At 44.5% G+C, this 20,320-nt stretch carries 17 protein-coding genes; 2 read left to right on the plus strand and 15 right to left on the minus strand.

Features of this window, described 5'->3' with window-relative positions:
- Positions 1-79: 79 nt before the first annotated feature.
- Positions 80-1,999 carry a lipoteichoic acid synthase LtaS1 gene (gene ltaS1, locus FB592_RS17035; RefSeq protein WP_015252593.1) on the minus strand — a complete coding sequence of 640 codons (1,920 nt, stop codon included), beginning with the start codon at positions 1,997-1,999 and terminating at the stop codon, positions 80-82.
- 446 nt (positions 2,000-2,445) lie between these two features.
- Entirely contained in the window at positions 2,446-5,631 is a 3,186-nt protein-coding gene (gene cypD, locus FB592_RS17045; protein ID WP_141949837.1) for a bifunctional P-450/NADPH--P450 reductase, read from the minus strand.
- Positions 5,632-5,780: 149 nt separating this feature from the next.
- On the opposite strand from cypD, the gene FB592_RS17050 reads away from it, so the two are divergent.
- Positions 5,781-6,851 carry a DUF3900 domain-containing protein gene (locus FB592_RS17050; RefSeq protein WP_003233793.1) on the plus strand — a complete coding sequence of 357 codons (1,071 nt, stop codon included), beginning with the start codon at positions 5,781-5,783 and terminating at the stop codon, positions 6,849-6,851.
- A 34-nt stretch (positions 6,852-6,885) separates the two neighbouring features.
- Here the strand turns inward: FB592_RS17050 and FB592_RS17055 are convergent, their stop codons facing one another.
- Positions 6,886-7,995, minus strand: coding sequence for an FAD-dependent oxidoreductase (locus FB592_RS17055; RefSeq protein ID WP_141949839.1), 1,110 nt, complete (start codon positions 7,993-7,995; stop codon positions 6,886-6,888).
- Between the two features lie 162 nt (positions 7,996-8,157).
- Here FB592_RS17055 and yetL point away from each other — a divergent pair, with 162 nt between their 5' ends.
- Positions 8,158-8,661 carry a transcriptional regulator YetL gene (gene yetL, locus FB592_RS17060; RefSeq protein WP_003233796.1) on the plus strand — a complete coding sequence of 168 codons (504 nt, stop codon included), beginning with the start codon at positions 8,158-8,160 and terminating at the stop codon, positions 8,659-8,661.
- 23 nt (positions 8,662-8,684) lie between these two features.
- On the opposite strand, the gene FB592_RS17065 is transcribed toward yetL, so the two are convergent.
- From FB592_RS17065 to FB592_RS17120, 12 genes are all read right to left on the minus strand, one after another.
- Positions 8,685-9,611, minus strand: a complete 927-nt coding sequence (locus FB592_RS17065; protein WP_128740117.1) for a DMT family transporter — start codon at positions 9,609-9,611, stop codon at positions 8,685-8,687.
- Positions 9,612-9,748: 137 nt separating this feature from the next.
- Complete coding sequence (locus tag FB592_RS17070) at positions 9,749-11,083, minus strand: nucleotide sugar dehydrogenase (RefSeq protein ID WP_029726657.1); 1,335 nt, start codon at positions 11,081-11,083, stop codon at positions 9,749-9,751.
- Between the two features lie 26 nt (positions 11,084-11,109).
- Complete coding sequence (locus tag FB592_RS17075; protein ID WP_128740116.1) at positions 11,110-11,799, minus strand: B3/B4 domain-containing protein; 690 nt, start codon at positions 11,797-11,799, stop codon at positions 11,110-11,112.
- Positions 11,796-12,209: a DUF6917 domain-containing protein gene (locus tag FB592_RS17080; protein ID WP_029726655.1), complete on the minus strand. Its 414-nt coding sequence runs from the start codon at positions 12,207-12,209 to the stop codon at positions 11,796-11,798. The genes FB592_RS17075 and FB592_RS17080 overlap by 4 nt, the downstream gene beginning before the upstream one ends.
- Positions 12,210-12,221: 12 nt before the next feature.
- Positions 12,222-13,124 carry a Gfo/Idh/MocA family protein gene (locus FB592_RS17085; protein WP_029726654.1) on the minus strand — a complete coding sequence of 301 codons (903 nt, stop codon included), beginning with the start codon at positions 13,122-13,124 and terminating at the stop codon, positions 12,222-12,224.
- A gap of 19 nt (positions 13,125-13,143) precedes the next feature.
- Entirely contained in the window at positions 13,144-14,247 is a 1,104-nt protein-coding gene (locus tag FB592_RS17090) for an Ldh family oxidoreductase (RefSeq protein ID WP_029726653.1), read from the minus strand.
- Positions 14,244-15,539 carry a M20/M25/M40 family metallo-hydrolase gene (locus FB592_RS17095; RefSeq protein WP_128740114.1) on the minus strand — a complete coding sequence of 432 codons (1,296 nt, stop codon included), beginning with the start codon at positions 15,537-15,539 and terminating at the stop codon, positions 14,244-14,246. Before FB592_RS17095 ends, FB592_RS17090 begins: the two co-directional genes overlap by 4 nt.
- A complete protein-coding gene (locus FB592_RS17100) occupies positions 15,532-16,401 on the minus strand; it encodes a sugar phosphate isomerase/epimerase family protein (RefSeq protein WP_032678961.1) in 870 nt (289 codons plus the stop codon). Before FB592_RS17100 ends, FB592_RS17095 begins: the two co-directional genes overlap by 8 nt.
- The gene (locus tag FB592_RS17105; protein WP_141949840.1) at positions 16,376-17,503 is read right to left on the minus strand and encodes a DegT/DnrJ/EryC1/StrS family aminotransferase; all 1,128 of its coding nucleotides are present in this window, start codon (positions 17,501-17,503) and stop codon (positions 16,376-16,378) included. Before FB592_RS17105 ends, FB592_RS17100 begins: the two co-directional genes overlap by 26 nt.
- Positions 17,500-18,651: a DegT/DnrJ/EryC1/StrS family aminotransferase gene (locus tag FB592_RS17110; RefSeq protein WP_250620095.1), complete on the minus strand. Its 1,152-nt coding sequence runs from the start codon at positions 18,649-18,651 to the stop codon at positions 17,500-17,502. Before FB592_RS17110 ends, FB592_RS17105 begins: the two co-directional genes overlap by 4 nt.
- Entirely contained in the window at positions 18,648-19,676 is a 1,029-nt protein-coding gene (locus tag FB592_RS17115) for a Gfo/Idh/MocA family protein (protein ID WP_160240599.1), read from the minus strand. The genes FB592_RS17110 and FB592_RS17115 overlap by 4 nt, the downstream gene beginning before the upstream one ends.
- On the minus strand, positions 19,661-20,311 hold the full coding sequence (locus tag FB592_RS17120) for a phosphoribosylanthranilate isomerase (RefSeq protein ID WP_128471733.1): 651 nt from the start codon (positions 20,309-20,311) through the stop codon (positions 19,661-19,663). Before FB592_RS17120 ends, FB592_RS17115 begins: the two co-directional genes overlap by 16 nt.
- Between the last annotated feature and the right edge of the window lie 9 nt (positions 20,312-20,320).

The raw sequence follows: 20,320 nt of genomic DNA on the forward strand, positions 1-20,320 counted from the left end.
TATTTTTTCAAGTTGGTTGTATAACCAAAAAAAGAGCCTTGAGCGAAGGCAATGCGCCCGCTCAAGGCTCTTTTTCATCTTATTTGATTTCTTTCTCCTTGCCGTAATGATAGTCTGACGGATCAACGGCTTTGAAATCATTTAGTTTATGGAACCTCAGCAAGTCTTTGTACAGGACACTGTCTGAAAGGCTCAGCTGCTGGTTCACTCTTGTTTTCAGATTCTTCGTTTCTTCATTCGCTTTCAGTTTTTCACCAGTCTTCGTATCATAAATGACATTGTCGACTGATGTGTACTTCGGCGTTACGAAGTCTCCGTTTCTGAATGCCACTGTATCGTCGTGGTCTTTAGAGAATAAGTCAGTACCAAAGTTGATGTATTTCTGAGAATCAATTCCTTCTAAGTGCAGAATTGTCGGCATGACGTCAATTTCGCCGCCATACGTATGGTTCACTCCGCCTTTTTTGCCAGGAACGCGGATCATCAGCGGCACACGCTGGTTCTGTGCGTTTTGATAATCTGTGATCTCTTTTCCAAGAATCTCTTTCATCGCTCGGTTATGGTTTTCAGAAATACCGTTATGGTCACCGTAAATCATGATGACTGAGTTGTCATACAGGCCGGCTTCCTTCAGCTCCTTGAAGAATTGCTCAAGCGCTTCGTCAAGGTAACGCGCTGTCTGGAAGTAGCTGTCAACTGTGTTATCGCCAGTTGTCGCTTTTTTAAGAGACGCGTCTTTTTCATCCAGGTTAAACGGATAATGGTTTGTCAAAGTAATCAAATGCGCGTAAAACGGCTGTTTAAGAGACTCAAGCTTTGGAATCGATTCTGTAAAGAACGGCTTATCCTTAAGTCCCATGTTAATCACATTTTCATCTGACATATCATACGTGCTTGCGTCGAAGAACTTGTCATATCCGATATGTTTGTAAATCTGGTCACGGTTCCAGAACGATTTGTAATCACCATGCAGGACGGCGCTTGTATAGCCTTCCTTCTGGTCTAAAATCGCAGGAAGCGATTGGTAAGTGTTTTCGCCTTTCGTCACAAACGCGGAGCCTTCAGGAAGACCGAAGATCGAGTTATCCATTGTCAGCTCGGCATCAGATGTTTTTCCCTGGCCTGTCTGATGGAAGAAGTTATCAAAATACGTCACATCTTCCCCGCCGTGCGCAAGTTTATTTAAGAAAGGCGTCACCTCTTCACCGTTTAGCTTGTAGTCAATCAGGAATGACTGGAAGCTTTCGAGGTGAATTTTAATGATATTTTTGCCTTTGGCAGAGCCGAAGTACTCGGCGTTTGGTTTCGCATAATGAGACGTCGTGTAATTCTCGACGCTTGTTAAATCATCGCTGCTTGCATAGGCCCGTTGCGTTTCTGTTTGAGCCGTCTGCACACCGTCATAAATGGTGTAGTTGTAAAGACCTAAATACTTCACGATATAATTGCGGTCAAACGTTCTTGTCAGCAGCTGCGGACGGTCTTTTTCCGCATAGTGCAGGTTGATGAAAAACAGTGCGATCCCAGAAAGGATCACTAAAGACGCAAAGCGTTTTTTCATTTTGTATTCTTTTAATTCAGGTCTCCAGATCAATACCGCAATCAAAATGATAATATCTAAGAAATAGAAAATATCATGACCGGCCATGATACTGAAAATCCCGTCTCCCATGTTTCCAACGTTTCCGGACTGTTTAATGTTCGGGAACGTCAAGAAATCGTCAAAGAAACGATAGAATAAAATATTTGCATATAACACAAATGTCATCAAGAAATCGATAATCAGCATAATAATGGCTGATTTACGCCCTTTCGCCAGCAAAGCCAGTCCTAAAAAGAAGACGGCGCTTGAGAATGGGTTAAATATCAGGAGGATCTCCTGAGTTGTGCCTTTTACCCCAAGATTAAACTCAGTCTTGTAGGATAAATACGTTTTTGCCCAAAACAGTATAACAGCCAGCACAAAAAAGCTAAGTTTGTAAGAAAAAAGTTTCTTCATGGCAACCTCTACTTTCTTAAACACTTTAAGTTCTTCATTCATATTTACCTGCTCTTTATATCCTGCCTTCCAATTCCTTCTTTCCAAACAAAATCAAGGCATCACACAACAAGAAATACACCGCGGCAAGCCGGAATATTTATGTTTCGCACCATATCATTTTTATTACAACCATTTGGAAACCAATCACTGGACGAAAGAAACCTTCATTTCGTTTCACATTTTTTTCTTGGAAATAAAAAAAGGATTTCTTTTGTCATGTGTGCCTTTGAAAAAAGAAATAGATACCGAGTATAAGAATAACATAAACTAGCAAAAACGAAAAATAGGTTTTGCAGACAGCCCGCCCTTCCGGCGGACTGAAGTTATTGTATGCATCAATGTTTAGCGCGATCACCATTTTTTCTAAAGGACAAAAAAGACTGGATGTCTCCAGTCTTCTTTATCTATATCCCTGCCCAGACATCCTTAGCGTACATACCGGTATCCTGCAGATGTCTCAGCCAGTTTTGCGCTTCTTGCTCCCCGGTGCCATGAACAGACTGATACGCCTTTTGCAGTGCCGCCTCCACATCCGGGGCCATTTTGCTGCCGTCACCGCATACATAAAGCCTGCCTCCGTGGTCAAGGATCGATATTAACGTTTCTGCATGGTCAGCCATGACATGCTGGACATACGTTTTCGGCATGCCTTCTTTGCGGGAAAAGGCTGTGTGGACAGTGACAATTCCGTCTCTTTTAAAATGCTCAAGCTCATCGCGGTATATAAAATCACGATCGTTTCTGCATCCAAAATAGAGATGAGCTTCACCGAGCGTTTTCCCCTCCCGCTTTAAAACTTCGCGGGCTTGAAGGAAACCGCGGAATGGCGCGACTCCTGTGCCTGGTCCGACCATAATGATTGGCGTTTCAGGGTCTTCTGGAAGCTGAAACCGGGATTCCGGTGTGCGGACAAACATCACGAGATCATCTCCGGCTTGGCGCTCAGCTAAATCATTTGAAGCCACGCCCCTGTATTCGCCACGGCCGCTCCACGCAGGGCCGCGCACGACACCGACTGTGATCGATGCTTGCCGCGGATTCACTCTTGGAGAGCTTGAAATTGAATAATATCTCGGTTTTAACGGCCGTAAAAGCTCTAAAAATCGTTCAAACGGCATGTCGCACGCTTCATACTTTTCAAGCAGATCCAGCATGGAAATTCGTTTTTTCAATATTTGCTCCTGATAAACACCCTCTGCTGACAGTTCTTCTAATTCGCGCCTATGCGGCGGACACTCTGTAAATGCCGCCAGTTCACGTATTTGCGCTCTTGTGGCTGCTTCCTGCACCTCGACGCTGTAGCTGAGAAGATCATGCAGGCTGACAGGACGGCCCAATGGCAGATGCCCCGCACTGCGGCCGCTTGCCGACAATGTCACTTGGTCGGTTCCCTTCAGGCCGAATCTGTGGAGAATCCGGCTGACATTGGTTTGGCTGTTTTTTGGCAATACGCCAAGATGGTCGCCCTCTTGATATTCAACATCCGGCGGCAATGCAATTTCGATATGGCGAGTGCTTCGATCGCTGTCTGCGGACTGGAGTTCACGATTTTCGGCAATGGATGCGTGAGAGGCTTCGTACGATCTAGCGAGCGGAGACTCGCCCAGCCCTCTGACAAACTGAAGGCTCAGCGTGCTTCGTTCCTTATCAGCGTTTTCATTAAGCTCAAGTCCGAATGCTTTGATGGCGTCCGCCCACATGCTTTTTTTCCACTCGTCAAACTGCCCTTCAAAATCACCGCTGACATCTCCTTCCCCGCGCCCAGAAAACCGAGTCGCGCCTTTTTCTGCAAGCTGCTCATCAATGAATCTCGGCACGTATTGATACGTGCTCGCCCAGTTGTGGTCGCCGCAGCCAAATACCGCGTAATGGACGCCCTCAAGCTCACCCGGTTTGATTTCTTGAAGCCACTGCACGAACTGTCCGGCATTGCTTGGCGGTTTTCCATTATAAGACGAGGTCACAATGACAACCGCTCCCTCTTTCGGCAGCTTTCCAATCCGGTCGTTCAGAGGTGCTGTCTCTGTCCTTACGCCGTGAAGACTGGCAGTATCAGCAAGCTCCCGGGCGACGCCTTCTGCAGTGCCAGTATCTGAGCCGTACAGCACGAGAAGCGGGCGGTTGTTAAGACCGATGACCGATGCACCCTTTGCTTCCATTTTCTCCTTTTGCTCATCAGGCGCGGCTTTTTCAGCTGCCTGGACGTCCGCATGAATGGCTTCCTGATGACGGCTTTGAACCCTAATGTGAAAATCGCCCGGCTTAAGTGTTAAGGTTTGTTTGATATCAAGCTCATAATTCTCATGATCAATCAGTGTGAAATATTTTAAAATCATCCCCAGCACAAGTGTGGCTTCATGAAGGGCAAACTGCATGCCGATACAGGCCCGTTGTCCATTTCCGAATGGTTTGTACGCATGATGAGGCACTTGGTCCTGATGCTCGAACCGTTCCGGCCGGAATTCCTCGGCGTCCTTTCCCCAAGCGTCTCGATCACGATGAAGCTGCGGAATCAGCACAGAAATTCTGTCTTTCGTCGTGATCGGAAATTTCCCGCCAATGACTGTGTCTTCTTTTGGATAAAGGCTGAAAGCCGGAGCTGTCGGCCATAAGCGCAGTGATTCATTTAAAATCATCCGTATGTATTTAAGCTCCAGCACTTGTTTATAGGTCGGCGCTGCATCTGTCAGCACCCGATCGACCTCTTCATACGCCTTTTTCAGTTTGTCAGGATGCTTCAATAAAAAGTAGGTCGCAAAGGAAAGCAGGCCGCTCGTTGTTTCATGGCCGGCAATCAAAAACGTAATAATTTGAAAGCGGATATTTTCGTCGTCGAGCTTTTCACCCGTTTCCGGATCTTCCACATTCAGCATGCGGGCAAGCAAATCTTTTTCATCCTGGTCTCCATTCGCCCTGCGCTCTGCAATAATGCTGTCGACTAAAGAAAACATCGTTTGAATATCATGGCGGAATTGCCGCTTTGTTCTGACCATAAGCTTATCTTGAACATCAAGCCGCTGCATTTGATGCATCGCTTCATCAAGCGCCCGCACCATGCTGTTGATAAACGGGTGGGGCGTTTCTCTGTAGTAACTGTTAAAGCGGTAGTTAAACCCGCATAGCCCAATGGTGTCAAGCGTCAGCCTCGTCATATCCCCCGGGACATCAACTGCTTCATTCGGATTAAGCCTGGCCCATTTTTGAATAAGCTGAACAGCGATATCGACCATTTTTTCATGATAGTCCTTCATGGCCCGCTGGCTGAACGTCGGCATCAGAATGTTGTGCGCTTTTCTCCAGTTAGGCTCATGCGTCCAGCTCGTAAACAATCCATCACCGGAAAACGCGCGGACCTTCTCCAAGGCGCCTTCAATGCTTTTATCAAACCGTTCTTCATCACAAACCTCTTTCACCAATTCGTGGCCGGACACTACAATGGTCGTGCCCGCGGGTGTATGAATTTGAAAAATCGGGCCCTGTTCTTCCGCCAGTTTGATCAGCGAAAGTGTCGGCTTGTCTTTATCGATTAAAGGCAAATTGCCGAGCGGCCCAAACGTCTTCGGCTGAGGAATCGGGCTTGTTTCCTTCATCGAACCATTCCTTTCCGTATGAGATGCCTTCTATTTGACTACATTTCCCTTTCGTGGTCATGATTATTCCGTTCTCCCAATTGACGCATGATTGCTGTTTTTTCTATACTTGAGAAGCTGTACAATACGCGAATAAGGTGAGTTTATATATGGATTTTGAAATTCGGTTTTTATCCTTTTATGTCATACAGGTGGAAGGCAAAGATGAGCAGGCGAACAAGCAGTTCAAGCACTTCCAGACCCTTGATACGGGCGAATTTGAAGAAAGCGAGCTGAAGGACTTTCTCGACGGGGAACTGAAAAAAATCGTCAAACGGAAAGCAGACCGCCATCCGCAGTCCGAGCAGGTGCCGACGAAAATCGGCCATTTTATCGTCGAGCCCGGCCACGAGCTTGATTCCAACCCAAACTACAACATGTTCAACCGTGCGCGTCTGGCGGAAACAAAAGAAGACTTCAATGAGCTGAGTGAGCAGTTCGTCCGCACGTACCTCGACACAAGCGCGGTCCGCGGCGGTGTGTTTCTCGTCGCTTCGGCCGTGCCGAGAAAATACTTTGACGAGTCATTTGTCTTCATTATGAAATGTGACTTTGAGCCGAAGGTCGCCCGCATCTCTGACGCGTCTTCTCTCATTAAAAAAGTCGAAATGGCGATCACGACAAAAAACATGAAAAGCATCCAATACCCGTACATGCCAGAGGAAGGAATGGTCGAAGAAGGTGAGCTAAAAATCCATCAGGCCTCGCACGCCCGCTATTTTGAGGACTTTCTGAAATTCGTCGAGTACGGCGAATCGATGCCGGAAATCATGAAAAATCAGGTCATGAACATGGTACAGGAGCACGTCTACGAGACATTTGAAGACAACAGCGAAGAGCTCAAGCAGTTCGAGCACGACATTGAAATTTGGGAAGCAAGCGAAAAGCGGGAAATCCAAGAGCGCCTCGACACCCATCAAGTCATCGAAGCCTCCGCCCAAATCATCGAGCACACGCCAGAGGCCCAGCTGAAAATGAAAGTCGGAGAAACAGAGATTAAGGGATTGCTAGCGGATTTTGGCGATTCTATTCATCTCGCAAAAGTAAACGGGCGCTATGTCGCGCTGATTGAAGCCGAGACGATTTCGTTTGAGAAAGGCAGTTCACCGGTGGAGTTTTATAAGCCTGAGGGGCTGCATGAGGTGATTGAGCGGATAAGGAATAAAACAGAGCAAGACTAAAAAGTCCAGAAATCATTTTCTGGACTTTTCCTATTTAATACCCTTCCCTCAACACCGCATAGCACTCCCCAATCAGTTCTTCCGCTCCCGGCTCTCCTTTCAGCCCGCGGCGGACGATTTCCGATGATAGGTTCTGGACTTTGAGCGCTCGTGGGGCTCTTCTTTTGTAGTATGCCTGTAATGCTGTTTCGTGGTCGGCGTGGTTTTGGAGTTCTTCGGCGAGGACGATGGCATCCTCGATCGCCATTGCCGCTCCTTGCGCCAAGGTCGGCGCGCCAGCGTGGGCAGCGTCTCCTCCGATGACAACGCGGCCTTTATGCCATGGCTCCTGCACGGCGACCTGCTCCAGTTTGTTAAAGATGACAGGATGCTGTTTTGACATGTGCTTTGTGACAAAATCCAGCCCCCGAAAACCAGAAAGAATCTCTTTTACTCTATCAAACCGGGTATCTTCCTCATCCCAGTAATCGCTCGTGCAAGGCTGGAGGACGAAGACATAGCCAGCGTGTTCTGCCAATGGCACCACCCCAATTTGTGTGTCTCCGCTTCTATACATGAATGTTGCGTCCTCGAATGTGTAATCAGGAAGTTCGATATAAAAGCGCCACGCCCCCATGCCGAGATGCTCTTTTTCCGTCTCCTTTTGCAGCATTATATCGCGAACAACGGAGTGAATGCCGTCAAAGCCCGCCAGAATGTCAGCCTGCATCTTTTCCCCATCTTCACATACGGCAGTGACCGATTCAGCTGTTTCTTCATAAGCGACAACCTTTTTCCCCCACTTGATGTCTACACCCACTGCCTCGGCATGCTTCATGAGAATGTCATTTAACGTTTTGCGCAGGATATTATTGCGTCCCGGAAGTGAATCGTCTAAAAAGGATTCACTGACTTGAAACAGCAAATTCCCCTGTGCATCAAACGTTTTAAACCACTCTGTTTGAAAGCCATGCTTACAGCACTCCTCGAACACGCCCGATTCTTTCAAGACGGCCATTGCGTTTTGCGGCTGAAGAATTCCCGCACCTGTTTTTCGGTTTTCTGAAGCCGCTTCACATAAGGTGACGGAAAACCCTGCCTTACGGAGAGAAATGGCCGCTGACAAGCCGCCGATGCCGCCTCCTGCAATTAACATATGTTTCATATCAATAACCACCTTTTCAGCTCTATATGTATTAGTTAGTCGCCTAACTATATTACCTTACTATGTCCCAAGAAAATCTGTCAATCATCTCCAAGCCAAGTTGCGTTATGGTTTTCCCTCCTTTATAATCGTGTCACAACGAATGTACGGGAGCTACTTGCGATGGAATTAAAACATTTACCGAAATATAAGCATATAACAGAGCACGCCGAAACGTATGCCAATATTGACGCCGGCTCTCTTGAATTGTTTTTATCTCTATTTGATATTTCAAAAAAAATGAATCATGTGATGGAGCATTACTTTGCTGGCCGAGGGCTTTCAGAAGGAAAATTCAAAATCCTGATGCTGCTCTTTGATGCCAAGGATCATAGGTTAAGTCCGACAGAGCTTGCCAAGCGGTCAAATGTCACGAAAGCAACAATTACAGGCCTGCTGGACGGGCTGGCGAGAGACGGTTTTGTCAGCCGCAGGCATCACACAGAGGATAAACGAAAAATCAGCATTGAACTGACAACGGAAGGCAAAGCACGCCTTGAGCAATTTCTGCCCGGCCATTTCAGCAAAATATCCGCTGTCATGGAAAACTACAGCGACGAGGAAAAAGACATGTTCGTGAAGATGCTTGGTGATCTTTTTGAAAGGCTGAGCGTATTTAAAGACTAAAAAACCCGTCCGACCAGGACAGGCTAAAGCGTCTTTTCTTCTGAAGCCGGATACGCATCCGGCTGTTTTTTCTTTATGACCGTAACAAATATGCCGCCGATGACACATACAATGCCAATCAAATGCACAAGCTCAAACGGCTCCTTTAATATCACGCCTGACAAAATGACAGCAGAGACCGGAAGAAAGGATGTGAAAATGCCAGACACCCCAGCCGGCACCTTCGTCACCCCGCTATACCATAAGTAAAACGCCAAAACAGTGACAAAAAGCGCGTAATACAGCACATACGACCAATCCAAAACAGTCGGCACGCTGAAATCAAATGAAGAGGCCTCAAACAAAGCAAACGGGAGAAAAAACAGGAAACCGAAGAGTGATACGAAGGTCGAAATCGCCAGTGCCGAAACATGCGGAGATAGCAGCTTGGCCATCAATGTAAACAACGCTTCGCCAATGACTGCAGCAATGATCAGCATGTTCCCGAATAAGGCGTGCGGCGTCCCGTCTTGGCTCCCCGCTCCAAACAGATTAATCGCCATTACGCCGCAAACCGCCAGCAAAATGCCGATCAGCGTCTTTTTCTCAATTTTTTCTCTCAGCAGGAAAAAGGATAAAATACCGATCACCATGGGGGTTGTGCTTGTCAAAATGCCGCTTTCCGTTCCCGTAGTATATTGAACCCCATACAGCAGGCAAATACTGAACAAAAACACGCCTGTAAATGATTGCACCAGCAAAACGAGCACATCTTTTTTCGTTAAAGCCGGAAACCCTTTTTCAATGCAAAACAGCAGCGTGAGCAATACGACAGAAGCCAGCAAAAAACGCAGTCCCGAGGATAGAAAGACAGGAATACGCTCAACCATGAGTTTTCCTACGACGACAGAGCTGCCGACGATTGCCATGGCCGTTCCCAGGGAAATATATGCGCTTAATTGATTTTTCATCATACTCCACCTAACATTTTTGTTAAACATAGCATGTAAAATTAGTTTGTTACAGGTCCAATTCACAAGAAACTAATAGATCCATTTAAAAGCCAGCTCCTTGTGATTCGTATCATCTTAAAGTGGAATTTTGCTTTTTAATTTGGGAGAAGCTGCTTCCCCTTTCTTTTCTTTACTGGGCTGCCGATGACATAAACATGGTCTTGATGAATACCATCAGTCAAGTTTCTTGTATCAAGAAGGGCCTTTGCTGAAGATGTCAGCAGATCCGGATCGTACATAGAATGTGGTGTTAATAGCACCACACAGTCATATTCAGCAAATTGGCTGTAATGAAGCGGCCTGTTATCCATTTTAGCTCCATTCCGGTCAAAAATATTCTCACAAAACGGTTCATTCACACTGACCTTTGCACCCATTTCTGTTAACAACTCATATACATCTAGACTCGGTGATTCTCTGCAATCACTTACATTCGGCTTATATGCCATCCCCAGCAGCAAAATAGAAGCGCCATTCAGGCATTTTTTCTCTTCGTTCAAGATTTCGCTGATTTTACTTACAATGTGCTGAGGCATTTGTTTATTGATTTCCTGCGCTGTTTCAATAAAACGGCTGTAAAAATTTTCTCCTCTTGCTTTCCAGGACAGATACATCGGATCAAGCGGAATACAGTGCCCTCCGATCCCCGGGCCGGGATAAAACGGCATAAACCCGAATGGCTTTGTAGAGGCCGCCTTTATAACCTCCCATATATTCACTTCAAGCTTCTCACACATCAGTGCCATTTCATTGATAAAAGCGATATTAATGCTTCGGAATGTGTTTTCCAGCAGCTTTGACATTTCGGCAACTCGCGGGGAAGAAACCGGAAACACGGTATCAATAATGTGGCTGTACAGTAATTGTCCCCGTTCCAGACATTTCGGCGTAATTCCTCCGATTACCTTTGTTGTATTTTTGATTGTAAAACTTAGGTTACCTGGATCAATTCTTTCAGGCGAGAAGCAAATGTAGATGTCCTCTCCAACAATGAAGCCTTCTTCCGTTACGGATTGATGAATAATTTCTTCGGTTGTTCCCGGATAGGTTGTGGATTCTAATATAATGAGGCTGCCTTTTTTCAATCGTTTTTTGACATGGTTCATCACATTGACAATATATGAAATGTCAGGCTGCTGGTTTTGATCAAGCGGAGTCGGTACGCATATGATCATTACATCAAGCTTGTTAACCTCTTCATAGTGATCTACAGCTTTTAACCGGCCGTCTGCTACGACCTTTTCAAGGTCAATACCGTCTATATAATTGATTCCTTGATTGATGAGTTTCACTTTTTCCGAATCACTGTCAATTCCCATGACAGAAAAACCGTTTTCAGCGTAAGCAGTAGCTAGCGGAAGCCCTACATATCCAAGACCAGCAATGCCGATTGAGGCTTGCTTGTGCTTGATTTTTTCCAACATTTCCATTTCGCATCCCTCCTAAAATAAATGAGTTAAATCATTGCACAATCTTCATATAAAGTGGTTAAAATACGGATTGTCTCGTTAACAGCCTGGATCACATCTATGTCACGAACTCCTTCTACACGGCACCCCATAATGCGAATCTTGGCAGATTGATCCGTTATTTTTTGATAATCGCTGTCTCTATAGCAAAATTGGGATAGGATTCTGCTGTCATCCCTTATCACAAGACTGCCTGTTGACAGGCGAATTTCATTGTCAGAATTCACCGGTAAAAATGATTCACCGGCAGAGCTGACATCCAGTCTCATCTCACCATTGATCTTATCCAAGTCAAATGCTCCCAACGGAATCAAGCTTTGCACCGCAGCCACGTTCAAAACGTCGACAATAGGATTAATTTTCGGATATTTAACTAATTGATCTTTCAGTAAAAATCGCTGAATCATATTTTGAACGGACGGAGGTGTTTTTTTCGTCTGAAGTCCGATTGATTCAAAAAAAGCATTGTATGCTTTGATTACATCCGTTTGTTTTACATCCTGCTTTGTCTTCCCCCGCCACTGTGCATGTTCTTTCTTCCAAAGCACTTTCATGACTTCTTCCGTCTCTCTTTTGAGATTGCCTACCTGAATGTCAGCAGCAAAAATAATTAGATTCGGAAAAGCGGTTCGTACATCTTCTGTTATACGAATCTGGAATACTGGCTCCTTATTCATATTGTTCGATATCCCGAACTCACAAAACGGATTTCTTCTTCTACAGACAGATCAATATCAGTTGCTGACAGCAGAAGATCCGTCTGAATGATAATGTTATAGTGATTCGGAAAATGACAAGCATCAAATCCGGCAACAACGCCAAGATACGTTTCATTGATATACACACGATCACCCTTCTGTATGACCCCGCCTGTGTCCATCTCAGCAAATCCTAAGAAACCGATCCTTCCTACTAGCTGTCCGGGTTCATATGCTTTCTGATCAGTTGTCACAATTTCATGAATCTCTTTTTCTCTGATACATCTAGTTTGAAAGTTTTCTAAAACCATGTTTCGTTTATCCTGTTTATGAAATAAAAGTTTCACAAACCGTCCGGTTACGGTCCGTTTTATAGCTGCAATCTTCATTGTTTAGCTCCCTTATAAGGTTACTCTTCCAAAGCTGTACGCTTCTTGTACAAGCCGGACAGCATCTTGACCGCTTTCTCCGAAGCAATTTCCGGCAGCGATGCTGGCTTTGAAATCTTTTAAAATTTCTTCATACTCATGATAGAGAGAGGATTTAAACACTTCAAAATCTTTCAGCATATCAATATGAATCGTTGTACCGTCTTGCAGCGTAATATCAACATCTTTTCTTTCTCCATGAGGAAATTCCCAATCAAGCTCCACTTGTGCCTGTACGCCGTCACCATTTTTCAATTGAATAACAGCTTGTACATCAATGTCATTCGCATTGTTCCAAATTTGTGCACCTGTTACATCAAGCTTGCCCAAGAAATAAGATAGCGTATCAAATACGTTCGGTCCGTTATCAGCAACACATCCACCTCCGCATTGGTCCGGTTCGAGATACCAGCTGTCACTTCCGGCGTGTTCTTTAATATTTTCTAAATAACGGGCTTTTACGCTTTTGATTTGTGATAGGTTTATTTTTTTCATCTCATTTAGAAAATTGATATTGTACCGTCTGTGGAATGCTGTAAAAAGTGTCTTCTGTACTTGTTGAGAACGTTCAGCCAGACGGTCAGCATCTTTCAGTTCAATTGTTAGCGGTTTTTCACAACAAATATGATGACCGCATTCCAATGCATAGCGGCAAATGTCATAATGCATGTGATTCGGAACATTAATGACAACACCGTCAATATCGGCCTTTTCTAAAAACGTTCGGTAATCTGTGTAGTGCTCCGCCTCAGGAAAAGGACTCATTTTTTCTTTTTGTATATCGCATACCGCTGACAGTGTAAATGAGTCTAACTGTTTAATGGCCTCTACATAATATTTTGATATGACGCCCAATCCAATGATCCCGATTTTCATAATGTTATCCCCCAATTTATTAAGAATAGACTTTTGAAGCCTGTGCATATTCTGGTATGCTGATTCCCGCCTGTTTCGATAAGTTGGTTAAAGAACCAAATATCACTTCATCCACTGTAATGTTCTCCTTCTTCCTCACCCCTTCAAGATAACCCGGATAAATGACTTGATCCGCTGTTTGTGTTGTCGGACAAGCCATTAGCGTGCTTAGCATTTGTTCCATACGGTGTTTGAATTGTGAGATTGGAACGAATGCATCTATATTAATTGTCATAAAGAAATGGCCGACATTGTAGTCATTCTCTCCAGCCCCTTTTTCCGACAATACACCGGAATGAGGACCGATATCCGCCCCCGAAAGCAGTCCGCATAAAATATCTACTAAAATCGATAAGCCGTATCCCTTGTTTCCTCCCATTTCCGGTCTCCCGCCAAGGAACTGGATAAACCCTTGTCCATTAAGGTAGTCATGCGGATTTGTTGTCGTTTGGCCTTCCTTGTTGATCAGCCATCCCTCAGGAATAGACCGCCCCTGTCTCGCTGCTTCTTTTATTTTTCCAGTAGCTGCAACAGTCGTACTCATATCTAATAAGAATGGCGGCAGTTCTTGTGAAGGTGCGCTTACACTGATGGGGTTTGTACCAAGCATATTTACCGTCCCGCCCATCGGCGGAGCCACTCCTTGTGAGCCTAAATTGGTCATAGAAAAACCTAGCATATTTTCTTGTAATGCTTTATGGCTGTAATAGCCTGCACTACCGAAGTGAGAGCTGTTTCTGACGGTTACGATCCCGACGCCGAACATTTTCGCTTTTTCAATTGCGATTTTCATCGCCGTATCACCAACGACGAGCCCAATGCCGTGCTGAGCGTCTAAAACCGAAATCGCCTGATGGTCGATGACATGCTGCACTTCGGCTTTAGGATTCATATCGCCGTTTTGAATTTTTGTTAAGTAAATTTTCTCCAAGTTTGCGATTCCGTGTGTTGAGAATCCGTTTAAATCGGCGTATGCCAGTACTTTAGCAGCAGTTTCAGCATGATCGTCTCGCAAACCGTGATGAATAAAAGTATTTTTGACAAACTCAGATAACTGATCTTCTTTAAATGTATAAAAGTTCATTTGAGCACCCGTTTCTTTGTTTTCTCATTAACATGTAAAATCAGATTTTTGATGTCCATGCTGAACTTCTCCAATTCAGCCTTTTCGATATATTCATTTTTTCCATGTGCATTATTGATTTCCAGGCTGCCTGGTCCATATACAACAGTATACATTCCGTCACCTTGCGCCCACATTGCATCACAAGTAAACGCTTTTGATTGCATATGACCGGGAAGCAGCTTCAAGCCAGATTCCTCGAGTAAAGCTCTTTTTGCTTCATTCTTATTATTTAATACTGGGAGTTCCTTCTTTACCCACGTTAAGGTACATATACTGTCTATTTCTCTCACAGTTTTTGCAGCATCAGGAACATCGGCAAATTGCAAAACAAAGGCTTTCATCGCTTCGGAATAGCTATCTTCTACAAGCTTTTCAATTAAATTGTGCTGCTCCATTGAAGAGTAGGCGAAATTCCACTTAAGAACCCCTGATCCATACACCTTGTTATGCATGCGGCCTGTATGCAAACCGGAAAGGCACATTTTTGCATCCGTATTGTTTAAGCGCTTTGATAGCGCCTTCGTCATAAACTGAGCGAGGAATCCTAAAACCAAGGTGGCATTATGACCTACAGCAGGGGCATCGTCGGTTGAATCGTTTCCATCAACAGTGATTTGTGCGGTCATTGACGTTGTAGAATGATCGAAAAATAAACGCTCCGTTGGTTCTATAAATACATTCAGCGCGCCAACGTATCCTCTTTCACAAAGAAGCTTTGTCCCATACACTCCCATTGCACCTCCCTCTTCTCCGGAGACAGCCTGGATGATCACCTTCATATTTCCGGTAAGCGAGGGTGCTTCCTCAAGAGCCGCTTGCAGTCCCGCCAACAGAGCAACTGCCGGTCCCTTCATGTCAACGGCTCCCCGGCCAAAAAAGCTCTCATTTCGATAGCTTGTCATTCCGTATCCTTCAACTGTATCGATATGAAAATTGAACATAATGGTTGCTTCTCGTTCATGTGAATACCCCAGTTCCATAACCAGATTGGGCTGCGAGCTTAAAAAAGCATCGCCCATTTTTGCATACATCTCTTTTACAGCCCCCGGTATTTCAGATCTGAGAATATCTTCTTCCATCGGAGGAGCAAAATAAACCGGTTTAAACCCTAAGTGTGAAGCAGCTTCTGCATAACGTTTCAACGCGTATTCATGGTGTCCGGCAACTCCTGTTTCCATCGGAGTTGTCGTGTCGATATTCAGCAAATCCGTCAATAAATTAACATAATATTCAGTGAATAATTCAGCCATTGTGTACTCCTGTTTTCATGATCGACCTGACCAATTGTTCCGTTTCTCTTCCATATCTAATATATGAAGCAAAGTGATCGTTCTCATTCCCCGGAACTTCACCAAGATGAGGAATCAGATGAATATGCGGTTCAATCGATATGACACCTTTATAATTCAGATCTGCTAAATAAGCCAAACACTCCGCCGCTTTCGATTCACCGGCTCCTGGGAAGGTAAAATGGATGTTTTGACCATCACTCAAGCTGTCTTTCATATGAACATACTCCACATAAGGATAAACAGCCTTTAAAAAGGATAAGCTGTCATAGCCGTAAGTGATGCCGTTTCCGATATCAAACAATAGCCTTAATGCTTGGCTGTTTATGGATGTGATTAATTCAATTGTATTCTCTGCACTTTGTCCGCCCCAGCCGGCACAGTTCTCATGCAGCAAAATAATGTCTTCCTGCTCCGCTAATGTTGTCAGCTCTTTGACGCGAGCGATTACTTTTTCCTTCCATTCCTGTGGCTCTAATCCGTCATTTGGATAAGACATAATCCGAACGTAACGTGTTTTCAGACGGTGCATGCGTTCAGCTATTCTTTTTAGTTCTTCTTTTTCAGTTTCCTTATCGAATGTAATTGGCCTTTCCCAATTTCCCACTTTTGAAGAAAAAGCGGTTACTTTCATTTCATGCGACTGTATCAAAGAAACCACATCATTGAAGGCAGCCTCGTCAAGTTCAGCAATAGATAAACCTTGAATAGACCGGAGCTCAATGCTTTGCCACCCCAGCATTTGATGAGCTTTAATCTGCATATCAAGCGTTTGGGCAGCTTCATCCGCTATCCCGCTAAGACTGATGTTGCTTAGCCGCATAAAATTCATTCACCCTTTCTGTGATCTGTCGCACGTCGGTATGTCTCATCTCAGGATACAAAGGAAACGCTAAGCTCTTTCTTGCGAATTGCTCCGCATTTGGGAAATCTCCTGGCTGATGACCCAAATGCTGATAAGCTTTTTGCTCATGAATGGCAAGAGGATAAAAAACAACAGTCTCAATGCCTTTCTCTTCTAAAAATGACTGAAGCTCATCACGGTATTCAGCTTGTACAAGATATGTGTAGTATACTCGCTGATACTCCGTTTTTGGTGGCAAGGATACATAAGTTGCGGAAGGTGCCAGCTCTTTATGATACAGTTCCGCAAGTTCACCTCGTTTTTCTATGATTTGCTCCAACTGTTCCAGCCGCTGTGAAATAAAGTCGGCTACTAGTTCATCCATTCGATAGTTATAGCCTATTAAAGTGTGATAAAACCGTTTGCCTTCTTCTTGACCATGGTTTCTCAGCATTTTGCATCTTGCTGCTAATTCATCATCCTTGGTGACAATCATGCCCCCGTCACCAATCCCCCCGATCGGTTTTGCAGGGAAAAACGAGTACAGGCCGATGTCACCCAATAGCCCCGCTGATACGCCATCTATAGTTCCCCCGAGCGCGACAGCACTATCTTCGACCAAAAACAGTCCATGCTCATCTGCAATGTCTCTCAATCTTTTCATATCAGCCATGACAGAGAATAAATGTGCAGCAATGATGACGCGGGACGAAGGTGTTATTTTTCGCTTAACATCATCAGGATCAATCATTCCTGTTTCCTTATCGATATCGACAAAAATCGGGTTTCCGCCGAGAACAGAAATACAGCTCGCTGTCGCGATAAAGGAGAATGCCGGCGTCAGGACGTCCACACCGGGTTTGACACCAAGTGCTTTCAATATGATGATCAAGGCAGAAGTGCCGTTCGATACTGCTGTTGCATAAGGAGCACCTGTATATCCTTTTATTTTTTCTTCAAGGCGAGCGACCTTTTCCTTTAAAATAAACTGATCTTTCAATCCCGCTTCGTAAACGATAGATTTTATTCTTTCTTTCTCATTTTTATATCTCAACTGATAGTTTTGATATGGCTGTATCATAAGCTGCCTCCACCCTCGTAAAAGTCTGTTATAACATCACACACATAATCAAGCTCATCTTCGGTTAAATCTGGGTATAGCGGAAGGCCTAACGCACGAGTTGACGCTCTCTCAGCATGCGGGAAGTCTCCATGTGTATAATTGAGATATTGAAAGCATGGCTGCAGATGAAGCGGATACGGATAATAAGCCTCTGTTTCTATTCCTCTTTTTTGCAAATAAGCTGCAAGTTCATTTCTGTTATCAGCTTCTATTAAATACACATAATAAACATGGACAGCACTATATGGTTTCTCCACAACTGTTGGCGTCGTCACCGTGGGATGAAGCTCTTTCAGTCTTTCATCATATCCTTCTGCCAATTTTTTTCTGCGGACAATATCTTCGTGCAAATATCTTAATTTCTCCTCTAAGACCGCTGCTTGAATATCATCCATTCTGCTGTTATAACCGATGATGTCATGATAATACTCTGTCCCCAGTTTGCCGTGATGCCTAAGTAAACGACAGGTTTTAGCAAACTCATCATCATTGGTTAAAATCATGCCCCCGTCGCCAATTCCGCCCAGCGTTTTTGTTGGGAAAAAGGATAGGACACCCGCCAGACCGTGAAGGCCGGCATGGATACCTTCAGCTTTCATACCAATCGCCTCGGCACTATCTTCCAGCAGAATCAGATTGTGTTTTTCTGCAATTTCTTTCAGCTTTTTGATATCAGCCATTTGTGTAAAAAGATGAACAACCATAATTGCTTTTGTGTTTGGAGTGATTTTTTCTTCAATTTGTTCAGGGCAAATATTGTACGTTTCAGGCTCAATGTCTGTAAACACTGGAGTGGCGCCTACATTCGCAATACTCGAAGCCGAGGCAAAAAAGGAATAGCAAGGTACAATCACCTCATCGCCAGGCTGAATGCCCGCTGCCTTTAAAATGATTTGCAGTGCGTCTGTTGCGTTATTCACTGCTACGGCATGTTTTGCGCCTGTATAATTCTGTATAGCTGCTTCAAAAGAGCGGACAGCACCTCCGTCAATAAATTTACCTTCTGAAATGACTTCGTCCAGTCTCTCTGAGATTAGGCCCCAACGCTTGTGGAAAGAAATTTTCCCAGAGAAAAATGGAATCCTCATGTCTTTCTTTACTGTCATATGACTGCTCCTTTTGTATGTAATTTTATCTCGCTTTTAGCTTTAGCTTCCTCAAGTAATTGGATGATCTTTTGATTGAAATAAATATCACTAACTGGTTTTATTTGAGAGATACCGTGAAAATATTGATAGTATTCAATAAAACATAAACTTAAAGGGTCATCATAAATTAATTCTGAATGAACCATTTCGTTAGCACTGTTATATATAGAAATGTTTGAATAGCTGTCGCTTCCATCAGGCGGAAAATGCCCTAGAAGCGTATATTGCTCGAATTGAATTTTAACGGTTCTTTGTTTAACGAATGATGTTAAATTCGATGCAATATATGTACGGCTACCATTCGCATGCTTAAGAACAGCTTCCGCTCCGCCAAGGCGCATATACCGTTGCTGGCCGATCACCATATCTTTTGTCTCCGAAGCGATGACTTCAGCATCGGCTCCTTGTAAAAAGCACGCAAGCGCCATTTGATGCGGTGCCTCAATATCAAATGCATTGCCATGTGATGAGTTTTCAAGTGTACGGCAAAATCTCGGTTTATCCTGCTGCAGATAGACAGCTTGCAGGTTCCCAAACGTTTTTTGCTCTAAAAATGTTTGAATTTTAGCGGTTAATCGGCTGGACAGCCAATTCGCGACAACGATAACATCAAGCTGATGTTCTTCTACTGATTTGATCAGCGCATCAATCTCACCAACATCATCCGTAAGCGGCTTTTCCACAATCATATGTCTAAACCCGGCCGAAGCAGCTTCCTTAATGATAGAAATATGTGCCGATGGCGGAGTGCAAATATGCAGAACAGCATCCTGACAGATTGATGGCCGAAGTCCAGCCGCCTCTTGAAGACTCCCGCAAAACGCCACATCTTCGAACGATTTGTTTTTAATATACGGATCGATTACGATGACCTGTTGATGAAACAAGTCTTCAGCTTCCTCTGATGCCGCAGCCTTCCGTAAACATCGCAAATGCAGATCTCTTCCCGATCTTCCAAATCCAATGATTATTGGCTGCAGCATGACGCATTCTCTCCTAACCTCACGTTTTGGTAGTACCCGCATTGCCGGATCAGTTCTCTCATTTTATAAAAATCTTTTTTGCCGCCGGTTTCGACACCGCTACTTACATCAATCCCATGGGGTTTAATAGTTTCCAGTGCTTCCGTTATATTGTTCGGCGTCAGCCCTCCGGCCAGTATCACACGCTGCCTGCTGGAAACATCTTTGGCCAACTCCCAATTGAAGGTTTGTCCTGTCCCTCCCTGACTTCCTTTCACATAGCTGTCCAGCAAAAATGAATGCGGTTTATAAAGGCTGAATGCGTGTAAATCCTGTTCACACCGTACTTTAATGGTTTTAATCACGGGACAAATCACCTGTTCACAATATTCAGGCGGCTCTTCACCGTGCAACTGGGCAAATGTCATTCCACAGCTGGCAGTAATTTCATTAACTATCGTTAGATTTTCATTTACAAAAACGCCAACAGCGGATACAAATGGGGGCAGCGTCTGAATGATCTCCCGCGCTTGCTGGGGCGTAACGTACCGTTTACTTTCTGCAGAGAAAACGAACCCAACAGCCTGTGCTCCAGCCGCAACAGCTTCTTCTGCTTCTAGCATCGTTTTGATGCCGCAGATTTTGACTACACTCAACAATCTCAC

Origin of the sequence: Bacillus sp. SJZ110 (genome assembly GCF_006715455.1) — a bacterium.
GTDB classification, from domain to species: Bacteria; Bacillota; Bacilli; order Bacillales; family Bacillaceae; genus Bacillus; species Bacillus subtilis.

Excerpts from the sequence above, each read along its gene's own strand:
- ltaS1 (WP_015252593.1), bottom strand. The coding sequence starts at position 1,999 with ATGAAGAAACTTTTTTCTTACAAACTTAGCTTTTTTGTGCTGGCTGTT.
- cypD (WP_141949837.1), bottom strand. The coding sequence starts at position 5,631 with ATGAAGGAAACAAGCCCGATTCCTCAGCCGAAGACGTTTGGGCCGCTC.
- FB592_RS17050 (WP_003233793.1), top strand. The coding sequence starts at position 5,781 with ATGGATTTTGAAATTCGGTTTTTATCCTTTTATGTCATACAGGTGGAA.
- FB592_RS17055 (WP_141949839.1), bottom strand. The coding sequence starts at position 7,995 with ATGAAACATATGTTAATTGCAGGAGGCGGCATCGGCGGCTTGTCAGCG.
- yetL (WP_003233796.1), top strand. The coding sequence starts at position 8,158 with ATGGAATTAAAACATTTACCGAAATATAAGCATATAACAGAGCACGCC.
- FB592_RS17065 (WP_128740117.1), bottom strand. The coding sequence starts at position 9,611 with ATGAAAAATCAATTAAGCGCATATATTTCCCTGGGAACGGCCATGGCA.
- FB592_RS17070 (WP_029726657.1), bottom strand. The coding sequence starts at position 11,083 with ATGGAAATGTTGGAAAAAATCAAGCACAAGCAAGCCTCAATCGGCATT.
- FB592_RS17075 (WP_128740116.1), bottom strand. The coding sequence starts at position 11,799 with ATGAATAAGGAGCCAGTATTCCAGATTCGTATAACAGAAGATGTACGA.
- FB592_RS17080 (WP_029726655.1), bottom strand. The coding sequence starts at position 12,209 with ATGAAGATTGCAGCTATAAAACGGACCGTAACCGGACGGTTTGTGAAA.
- FB592_RS17085 (WP_029726654.1), bottom strand. The coding sequence starts at position 13,124 with ATGAAAATCGGGATCATTGGATTGGGCGTCATATCAAAATATTATGTA.
- FB592_RS17090 (WP_029726653.1), bottom strand. The coding sequence starts at position 14,247 with ATGAACTTTTATACATTTAAAGAAGATCAGTTATCTGAGTTTGTCAAA.
- FB592_RS17095 (WP_128740114.1), bottom strand. The coding sequence starts at position 15,539 with ATGGCTGAATTATTCACTGAATATTATGTTAATTTATTGACGGATTTG.
- FB592_RS17100 (WP_032678961.1), bottom strand. The coding sequence starts at position 16,401 with ATGCGGCTAAGCAACATCAGTCTTAGCGGGATAGCGGATGAAGCTGCC.
- FB592_RS17105 (WP_141949840.1), bottom strand. The coding sequence starts at position 17,503 with ATGATACAGCCATATCAAAACTATCAGTTGAGATATAAAAATGAGAAA.
- FB592_RS17110 (WP_250620095.1), bottom strand. The coding sequence starts at position 18,651 with ATGACAGTAAAGAAAGACATGAGGATTCCATTTTTCTCTGGGAAAATT.
- FB592_RS17115 (WP_160240599.1), bottom strand. The coding sequence starts at position 19,676 with ATGCTGCAGCCAATAATCATTGGATTTGGAAGATCGGGAAGAGATCTG.